Source organism: Pseudomonas persica (assembly GCF_900291015.1).
Taxonomy (GTDB): domain Bacteria; phylum Pseudomonadota; class Gammaproteobacteria; order Pseudomonadales; family Pseudomonadaceae; genus Aquipseudomonas.
Genome location: NZ_OLKL01000033.1, coordinates 316,975 through 326,608, shown reverse-complemented (window position 1 = coordinate 326,608; position 9,634 = coordinate 316,975). Strand labels below are relative to the sequence as shown.

At 58.7% G+C, this 9,634-nt stretch carries 7 protein-coding genes; all 7 read right to left on the bottom strand.

Annotated elements, in window-relative coordinates; translation table 11 throughout:
- Positions 1-113: 113 nt before the first annotated feature.
- Complete coding sequence (locus FQ664_RS17015; protein WP_144173482.1) at positions 114-386, bottom strand: PAAR domain-containing protein; 273 nt, start codon at positions 384-386, stop codon at positions 114-116.
- A 3-nt stretch (positions 387-389) separates the two neighbouring features.
- Positions 390-1,319: a hypothetical protein gene (locus FQ664_RS27925; protein ID WP_256675992.1), complete on the bottom strand. Its 930-nt coding sequence runs from the start codon at positions 1,317-1,319 to the stop codon at positions 390-392.
- Between the two features lie 1,107 nt (positions 1,320-2,426).
- Complete coding sequence (locus FQ664_RS16995; RefSeq protein ID WP_144173480.1) at positions 2,427-2,867, bottom strand: hypothetical protein; 441 nt, start codon at positions 2,865-2,867, stop codon at positions 2,427-2,429.
- Between the two features lie 1,379 nt (positions 2,868-4,246).
- Positions 4,247-6,118, bottom strand: a complete 1,872-nt coding sequence (locus FQ664_RS27915; protein WP_256675990.1) for a hypothetical protein — start codon at positions 6,116-6,118, stop codon at positions 4,247-4,249.
- The gene (locus FQ664_RS16975) at positions 6,111-6,953 is read right to left on the bottom strand and encodes a hypothetical protein (protein WP_144173478.1); all 843 of its coding nucleotides are present in this window, start codon (positions 6,951-6,953) and stop codon (positions 6,111-6,113) included. The genes FQ664_RS27915 and FQ664_RS16975 overlap by 8 nt, the downstream gene beginning before the upstream one ends.
- On the bottom strand, positions 6,950-7,525 hold the full coding sequence (locus tag FQ664_RS16970; protein ID WP_144173477.1) for a DUF4123 domain-containing protein: 576 nt from the start codon (positions 7,523-7,525) through the stop codon (positions 6,950-6,952). The genes FQ664_RS16975 and FQ664_RS16970 overlap by 4 nt, the downstream gene beginning before the upstream one ends.
- Positions 7,522-9,624: a type VI secretion system Vgr family protein gene (locus tag FQ664_RS16965; protein ID WP_144173476.1), complete on the bottom strand. Its 2,103-nt coding sequence runs from the start codon at positions 9,622-9,624 to the stop codon at positions 7,522-7,524. The genes FQ664_RS16970 and FQ664_RS16965 overlap by 4 nt, the downstream gene beginning before the upstream one ends.
- Positions 9,625-9,634 lie beyond the last annotated feature (10 nt).

The window sequence follows — 9,634 nt, the reverse complement described above, 5'->3', positions numbered from 1 at the left end:
GCTCTGAACAGTCAGAATCGGGCATTTAGTCCCACCACCCCTTCAAGTCTAACCATACAAGCGGGTTTACCCGCGAAGAGGCAGGGGCGTGAAACCAACAATCTTCAGATCGTTCACCCCATTTTGGCATAAGGTCCCGAACAGGTAGATGAGACCCTGCACCCACAAGCAAGCTCTGCTGGCTCGAACACCAACGAAATACCGTTGAACAAGACACTCCCGTCACCGCCAGAGACCAGTGCAAATGTCCCACCATGCAGCGGGCACGGCGCAAGATCACCGAGAATGCATTGTTGCCGCCCATTGACAAGCACTCCACTTCCTTCATCCATCCGACCACCCCCGCTGTGTGGGTCGCCTTTTCGAATCGCACCTTGTCTGGACATCGCTCAACCCTCTGCGCCGTTTTGCAGAGTCGCTTCGTAAAGGCCGGCCGGTACCGCATCGGGATCGTGTTTGCAGGTGGCAGCCAGGAAGCGCGTCAGCAGTTCATCCGGCTCGAAACGCATGCCTGGCGGGCAAGTCAGCTGAGCGTAGGGCGTTTTCATCAATGGGTGGTCGATGGAAGGGTTCTGCAGGCCCAAAGACTGACGCAGGTTGAGAATGGCCAGGATCTCGGCGGGGTAGACGGCTTCGAAGGGTGAGCCGAATTCGAAATTGCCGGAGTCGAGTTCGCGGGATGTCAGGGCGATGCGTTCGACATGGGTATCGCAGGCCACCACCAGAATTGGCAGCCAGTTTCCGGGATCAGGTTCGCGCCAATGGGCGACCAATTGACCCCATGCCGGGTCGCGGGGCAGGGCGTGCTTGTCGAGATCGAGTGGTTTGCCCAGCCAGTCGCCGATGATGGTCAGGCCGAAGGCGGCGTAGCGTAAGGTGGTACCAATTGGCAGGTTGTTTCCGTCCTCCACGCCATAGCCGCCTTCCAACGCCAAAACAATTGTTTGGTGGAAGGGTGCTATCAGTCGAAATTGCCCTGTTGCAATGGCGCAGAACATGAGATGTGTTATGCCGTCCAGCGTATCGTTACCTACTCCTCCGGTGCCCTTAAGTGATTCGATAAGTATTGCATCGCTGGTCATCATTCTAACTATGCCGGTCGTTAAATTCATGGGTGCTGGTGGTGTTATTTTTAGCCGTGCTTGCAGAAGCTCTTTTTTGACTTCGAGAAGCCCCATTCTGAATAGGGCATGAAAAGCCAGAGTAGGTTGGGAGCCGTTGTTCAAGTAATTTCCAAACCAATCGGCTGGATAATTGCCATTGCCAGATGCCCAGTCGTTCAATCGTCGGAGGCTCTGTTGTAGTCGTTTTTTTCTCATGTCATTTCCAGTTATTGAGTTGTATGCCGCTGAGAGCGTGGGTCAGTGGGTTGGGTTTTCCGCTGGAATCGAAGAAAACTTGAGCGTGCAGGAATTTAACTTTTCTTGAGGCTGTCGCCGTCATGATCGCCTCGACCTTTGATGTGAAACCTGGGTCATGCTGTTGAAGCTTATCGAGTTGCCAAGCCATGTGGTCGAGTACGGGTGGGGGCAGTTCGTCGAGGCGGATCGCGTCGTCGATGCACACCAGTTGCAGCTTCTCGCTGGCGGCAAAGGCATAGAACTCTGCCAGCCAGGCATTGCCCAGCGTGTTGCCGGCATGTTCCAGCACCTGCTGGAGGAAGGTGTCGCGGTGGTTGCGCGCCTGGTCGCGAATCCAGGGGTTGTTGCGAAACCACGCGGGGCCAACGCCGTGCTGGGAGGGGATGCCCAGCAGTTGGTCACAGCCATCTCCGCCGTCGAGGGAGAACAGCGCNGTTGACATGGGTATCGCAAGCTGCCAGCAGGATCGGCAGCAACTTTTCAGGATCGGGCTCGCGCCAATGGGCGACCAGTTGACCCCATGCCGGGTCGCGGGGCAGGGAGTGCTTGTCGAGGTCGAGCGGTTTGCCCTGCCAGTCGCCGATGATGGTCAGGCCGAAGGCGGCGTAGCGTAGGGTGGTGCCTATGGGTAACCCGTGGCCATCGCGTATGCCGTATCCGTTCTCAATTGCAGTGAAAATAGTTTGGTGGGTTGGTGCAATTAGCCTGTTCTGTCCAGTGGCGAGAGCACGGAACATCAGTAATGTCATATCGTCCAGCGTGGCAATGTCCTCTTCACGTGTCATTTTCAATCTATGAATGAGGATTGAGTTAGTCGCTAGCATTTGGCTAGAAGCACCAATGAATTTATTTTGTGCGGCAGAAAATGATCCGTTGGCTACAAGTAAAAGACTCTCGCCTGTTTTTTTCATTCCGGAAGAAAATAGCTCTCTGCAGGCGCTGTACAGGTCTCCTGAACCCGAAATATAGTCGGTTATTAGGTGTTCTCTACTCGGGAAAGTGTCCGCGGCCCAAGCTGGGGCTTTGGCTAAACTTTTCTTAAGGCGCGTATGAATAAATGTCATTTTAATTCCAAGGGTTTAGCTGGATACCGGTCGTGCTTGCTGGTAAGTTGCTCAGGTTGCCTTTACTGTCGAAAAATACCTGCGCATGTAAATATCTTAAGCTCCCATTTTTACGGGCGTTATCCACGGCGTTCAATTTGGCTATGAAATTAGGGTCTGTTGCTATTAGGCGAGAGGGATTCCATCCTTGGGACTGGTTTTGTACCAAGCGCTGAATACGTCTGAGATCAGCGCTGCCTCCATTTCTCTGAGTATCCAGAAATCCTGGTGTCTTGCTTTTCCCTAGAGTCGTCTTCACCTCAATCACCAACAATGTCCCTGCCGCGAACTTCAGCTCTTCCAGCGGCGCCGCCCCCTTCAGCCCATCGATGTGGTGCCGCATTTCCTGCGTCGTCGGATTACGCACTGTCATCGACGGCGGTGGTGGTACGTACACGAGCATGTCGATCCCTTGGTCGCTCTTGTTCTTCAAACCGAACTGGCTGGGCCGGGAAGGAAAGTATCGCGGTGGTTGCGCGCCGGGTCGCGGATCCAGGGGTTGTTGCGAAACCAGGCGGGGCCAACGCCGTGCTGGGAGGGGATGCCCAGCAGTTGGTCACAGCCATCTCCGCCGTCGAGGGAGAACAGCGCNGCGGGGCCAACGCCGTGCTGGGAGGGGATGCCCAGCAGTTGGTCACAGCCATCTCCGCCGTCGAGGGAGAACAGCGCGCCGGGCAGGGAGCAGGGTACGCAAATGTCGGGTGGAACGGGTAGCGCACCATTGCGAGTTTGCAGCAGCAGAGCCTGTAGAGCGGCCATTTTCAGCTAGCCGTCGTGGTTTCTAGAATGGCTTCATAGAGGCCGACCGGTACGGCATCGGGATCGTGTTTGCAGGCGGCAGCCAGGAAGCGCATCAGCAGTTCATCCGGCTCGAAACGCATGCCTGGCGGGCAAGTCAGCTGAGCGTAGGGCGTTTTCATCAATGGGTGGTCGATGGAAGGGTTCTGCAGGCCCAAAGACTGACGCAGGTTGAGAATGGCCAGGATCTCGGCGGGGTAGACGGCTTCGAAGGGAGAGCCGAATTCGAAATTACCGGAGTCGAGTTCGCGGGAGGTCAATGCGATGCGGTTGACATGGGTATCGCAAGCTGCCAGCAGGATCGGCAGCAACTTTTCAGGATCGGGCTCGCGCCAATGGGCGACCANGTTGACATGGGTATCGCAAGCTGCCAGCAGGATCGGCAGCAACTTTTCAGGATCGGGCTCGCGCCAATGGGCGACCAATTGGCCCCATGCCGGGTCGCGGGGCAGGGCGTGCTTGTCGAGATCGAGTGGTTTGCCCAGCCAGTCGCCGATGATGGTCAGGCCGAAGGCGGCGTAGCGTAGGGTGGTACCAATTGGTAGGTTGTGGCCATCGCTGACACCGTAGCCATTGGTAAAACCCGAGAATACAGCATTATGGCAAGGTATTATTGGAGCAAATTGTCCAGTGGCCAAGGCACATAGCATTACGTGAGTGATGCCATCCAGATCATCAAGGCCGAACCGGGTGGTGCCCTTTAAATTCTCGACTATCACGCTGTTGGCCACGAGTAGTTTCAATATGCCTATGGCGATTGTACGAGGTGCTTTCAAGTATGGGTTGTCAGAGGCTTGGAGCAGACTTTTTCCTATGTCATTCATGCCGAGTCTGAATATTTCATCGGCGGCGATAGCGATGCTGTCGTTTCCATTTATGTAATCTATGATTCTATGTTTTTCTAGTGAGGTATCAGCTGACGCCCAGCTGTTAATACTTTTGAGGCTGTTGGTTAGTCGAGAACTATTGGTAGATGTCATGTCGTCACCACGTGTTCATCTGAATTCCGGTTGAGCCGCCTGCGATCGTGTTTAACTGCCCATTAGATGCAAGAAACACTTGAGCGTGCAGGTGTGAGATCTTTCCACTACTCATCGCATTACGGAGGTGTGCTGCTTTAGCGGCTATATCAGGGGTTGTTGCTTTTAGGTTGTCGATGTTCCAGCCGCCCTGTTTTCTCGCAATCAGTTTCTGTATTCGCTCGGCATTTGCACTGCCGCCAGCCATTTGTGTCTTTAAAAAACCAGGCGTCTTGCTTTTCCCCAGCGTCGTCTTCACTTCGATCACCAACAACGTCCCCGCCTCGAACTTCAGCTCTTCCAGCGGCGCCGTCCCCTTCAGCCCATCGATGTGGTTCCGCATTTCCTGCGTCGTCGGATTACGCACCGTCATCGACGGCGGTGGTGGTACGTACACAAGCATGTCGATCCCTTGATCGCTCTTGTTCTTCAAACCGAACTGACTGGGCCGGGAGGGGTGGGTGCTCAGGCCGAGGATGTTCTCCGGCTTGACCTTCCATTGGCTGACCAGGGCCGCCGCCAGGGCTTCTTCGCCGGCATCGGCCACCACCCGGGTCAGGCTGCCGCCCATGCGCACCGGGCCGACGCTGTGCTGGATCAGGGCCACCAGCCGGTCGCGCAGGGTGGTGGCCGTGTAGGCGTAGTCGGCCTTGCCGCCGACCACATCGAGTGCGACCAGGCTGGCATTGCGCTCCACCGAGTGCAGTTCACGGGCGGTGACCGGCAGCTCACCCTCGCGGGTGCGTCGCTGGATGCGGGTTTCCAGTACGGTGACTTCGCCGGCGCTGCGGTTGCCGAGGCGGCGGACTTCCTCTTGCGACAGTGCGGCGTTGTCGAGGCGCACGGTGGTCATGCTGCCGGGCCGCAACTTGTGCATCAGCCAACGGGCGCCGCCCATCGCGGCCGGCAGCAGCAGGGCCAGGTTGATGGCCATGAACACCTGCTTGCCACGTGCCTCGGCAGTGTCGGGGTTGGCCAGGTGCGCCAGGTCGGTGAAGAACTGCTCGCCGATACTCAGGCCTTCGCCAGTGATCATGCGGCTGCTGCCGTCGACCATGGCGTCGGCGGCCAGCGCGGCTTCCAGGGCGACGAAGGCATAGCGGCCGAGGGTTGCAGTGCCCTTGATGCCGCGCACCACTGGTATGAATGCCAGCACTCCGAGGGCGAACTCGCCCGCGCCGAAGACACCTTGCCAGAAACGGGCTCGGGCCTTGGCCTCGGCGTAATGCCGGGCCAGCTGTTCGCAAGCCTGTTCGATCGGGTACAGGCCGCTAGGCGTGTGCCAGGTGTACGGCGGGCTGATGCGCGGGGTGCCGTGCTCGTCGACGTACTCTTCCCGTTGCGCTTCGGCCCACTGCACATGGGTGAAGGTGGCGAAATAGATCTTGTGGTCGGTGAAGAAGAAATTGCTGTGCAGGGTGAAACCAAAGCCTTGCTGGTTGCGCTCGCCCATGTGATCGAGTACGGGCGGGGCCAGTTCGTCGAGGCGGATCGCGTCGTCGATGCACACCAGTTGCAGCTTTTCGCTGGCGGCAAAGGCATAGAACTCTGCCAGCCAGGCATTGCCCAGCGTGTTGCCGGCATGTTCCAGCACCTGCTGGAGGAAAGTATCGCGGTGGTTGCGCGCCGGGTCGCGAATCCAGGGGTTGTTGCGAAACCACGCGGGGCCAACGCCGTGCTGGGAGGGGATGCCCAGCAACTGGTCGCAACCGTCGCCGCCGTCGAGCGAGAACAGCGCGCCGGGCAGGGAGCAGGGTACGCAAATGTCGGGTGGAACGGGTAGCGCCCCGTTGAGTGCGGCTTGACCCAGTGCTTGTAAAGCAGATGATTCAACCATGCGGACTCGGCTCCTTGAGTGCCTGCTGATGAACTGCAAGTTGACTTGCCAACGCGTGGCGGCGCTCTCTGGGAGAGTCGGTGGCTTCCAGCAACTTCACCCAAGGGGTGAACAATGGGTTGAGGTAAAAGTGTCGACCGAACGCGATCGCCAGGAGCACATGCAGCAGCACTTGGCTGCGGGATAGCGGGGGCAGCTTGTACAGGTCATCGGACGGCTGCGGTAACCGTTTGCCGTAATAGCGATAGGCGCGGATCTCGTTCTCGTTGAGTTCCATGTGGTTGATGGCGGGCAGCGCATAGCGGCTGCTGGCATCCGACTCATAGCAGCAATAGCAGGCCTGCTGCGCGTCAGCGGGTATGCCGCGCAGGGTCATCAGGTGCTCCAGTGATCGCCACTGTCGGTCGTGGTCGCAATCGTCGTCGGGCAAACGCAACATTTGCCGTGTGACGTCATGCATATGGGTAAGTTGACCTTCCCACCGCGAACGGTGAGCTACCGCCTGAACGGTCAGCATGTCGAGCCGCTCATCCTGGGTCAGGCCAGGAACCTGGGTGATTGACCACACCGATTCGCTAACAGGGTCGTTCCACCAGCCCAGGCCCAGCAAGAAGTGGCTCAGCACCAGCAAACTGTATTCTCTGCCGCAGGTGTAGCCACTGTTGCTGACCAGAGCCCCTGCATCGGCTACCAGTAGGGGAACATCCTCGGGGCGGGTATGAAAGCGCGCAAGGGAGCCGTCCAACGTCTCCAGCAGGAAGCGAGTCAGTCGACGGTTGGTGAACCGTAGCGATGCAGCTTGTACCGCACCCAGATCCAGACTCGGTAGATTCATGCCGGGACCTCCCGGCGCAATGGCAGCCAGGCCAGGCAGCCTTCCCGTTCGGAGCGGCCTTCTGTTTGCTCGAACAGCGGCTGTGCACCAAGTGCGAGCCCGCTTCGTGAATCGTGGAAGTAGAGTCTGCGTATCCGTCCGTGATCGAACAGCCGGGCCAAGGTGTCTGGCCGGTGCGTCAGTGAGCCGACGTACAAACTTAATGACCGAGGGTCACCAAGCCTCAGAAAGTAACGACGTTGGCCTTCCTGGACTTTGCCAAAGCGGCGCAGGTGACGTGCGAGGGTTTCGAGGGACAGGGCGGCCTCGACCACGGTACAGGCGAACGCCCCATCCAGGCCGCCAAGCCAGGCATCCAGTTCGCTGCCTGCGGTTAGCCGGAACAGTAATGGCGCATGCTTCTCTAGCCCGGTGTTATATTCCAGGTGCCATAGGCATTGGTGTTGGATGGAATGAAACTCGAGCCTGCCCAGCAGGCCCGGATTGGCCGACGCTTCGGCAAGCACGAACAGGCTTGCGCTGACGACACCCGTGTACAGGCCGCCTTCGCTTAATTGCTGGTGCAGGCTCATGCGTCGTCCTTCCCGGCAAAGGGGCACTCTTCGATCAGCGGTGAGCCTTCTCGAATGGCGGCCTCGATGGCTTCGACCTGGGCCTGCACAGGTGTCTGGTAGGTGACATTGCCTTTGAAGCGGATGTTGGGAGCTTCGATGGTGATGCCCTCGGCATCGAAGATGATCTTGCCGCTCGGGCCACGGATGTGGATGCGTTCCGTGCCCTGAAGCATGTAGTACCGGGTCAGTAGGCGTTGTGCGGTACGGGCTTCAATGGCGCGCGTACCTTCGATGACAAGCGACTGATTGCCGCCAATACTCAGGCTGTGGTCGGCGGCAATGGTGATGCGGCTTGTGTTGCCGACGGAGTGGATGTCGTTGCGGTCGATGCTGGTGAATCGGTCCTGGTGAACGTGATCGCGGCGATCACGTCCCGTATCGATCGACTCGTCACGCGCAATGCTGGTGGTGTGGTCCCGGCCAGTCGCAGTGGCGCGATCATTGCCGACGCTCAGGGTCTGGTCGTGTTTGACCTTGGTGTTCATGTCCCTTTCGGCATGCACGAACACTTCCTGTCGGCCCAGCTCATCTTCGAAGCGCAGTTCGTTGAAGCCATTACCCTTATGGGTCTGACTCTTGATGGTCATGCGCGTCTTGTGTTCCGGCAGGTCGTAGGGCGGCAGTTGATCGCCGCAGTAGGTGCGCCCGGTGATCATCGGCTGGTCGGGGTCGGCGTTGACGTACTGGATGATCACGTCCTGGCCGATGCGTGGGATAGCCATCGAGCCCCAGCTGCCGCCGGCCCAACCTTGTGACACGCGCACCCAGCAGGAGCTGAACTCATTGTTGTTGCTCTCGCGATCCCAGGGGAAGCTGACTTTGACCCGGCCCCATTCGTCACAATAGATCTCCTCGCCGGGTGGGCCGACGACGGTGGCCATGTGCGGGCCGTCGATGCGCGGTTTGTCCAGCGGTGCAGGTCGCCATTCGATCCGGCCGGGCACCAGCACGGCTTCCTGCGAGTAGTGCGTTCCCTGTTCGGCTCCGGCGGCTTCTTCTTGCAGGCTGGTGAATTGGCTGCCCTCGTGGTGCACACGCATCACGCGCCAGTGTGCGTTGAGGTCTTTGCGCGGGTGTTCGATGAGGGTGAAGCTCAGGCCTGGTTGCAGCCGTACATCGTCGCCCGCTACCTCGGCAATACGGGCGTCATGGCGCAGGGCCGTGAGGCGGGTGGCGGTGAAGGGCACGCCGACCACATCGCGCTTGTAGCGGCCGGGGTAGTCGAAGCGCTCATAGTCCCGGGACTGATGGGTGATGCCACTATCATCCGCCCGGTGTTCCTGCCGGTACTGCGGGTTGGTGAAGGTGTAGTCCCGCTGTACCTGTCGTGCGGTGCGTACCTGCTCGCTGTAACGCAGGCGGCGCAGGCAAGGCCTCACCTGATCAGCACCGTTGTTGGCGCGGTACAGCACCTGATTGGGACCGATGTCGTCCTCTTCAAGAAAACCTTCATCGTCGTCTTCGGTCTTGATCGCGCCTCGGCTGATCTGCCCCAGCGCCAGCAGCCGGTCGGTCATGACCAGCAGGTGGTGTTTCGGCGTGTGCTCGAAGCGGTAGACGAAACCCTCTTCACCAGCCAGGCGGGCGATGAAGTCGAGGTCGGTTTCACCGGCCTGTACGCAGAACTCACGCACCTGATGCTCACCGAAACTGTGCAACTCGAAATGGAGGATGCACTGGCGCTTGAGCAAGATTTCGAGAATCTGCGGCACGGTCTTGTGCTGGAAGATGCGCCAGTTCGAACGCAACCCGGCGCGGGCCAGCAGGGGCTCGACCAAGGCATGGTAACGGGTGCGATAAAAGCCCGTTTCGCCCTGGCTGAAGGTGCTGACCACGCCGTGCACGTAGCGCAGTGGGCGTTCGCGCTGCCAGATCGTGAACAGTACCGGCTTGTCGAGCAACTGACCGAAGTCGACTTCATCTTCGTGACTGATCAGCTCCAGCTTCAACTGGAATGGTGTGCTGACGGCTTCGTCGAGTTCGAATGAAATCACCTCGAATTGATGGTCGCCAGCCAAGGGGTGGAAGCTGAAACGCAGATCAGATTGTCGGTACATGGCGTGTTTT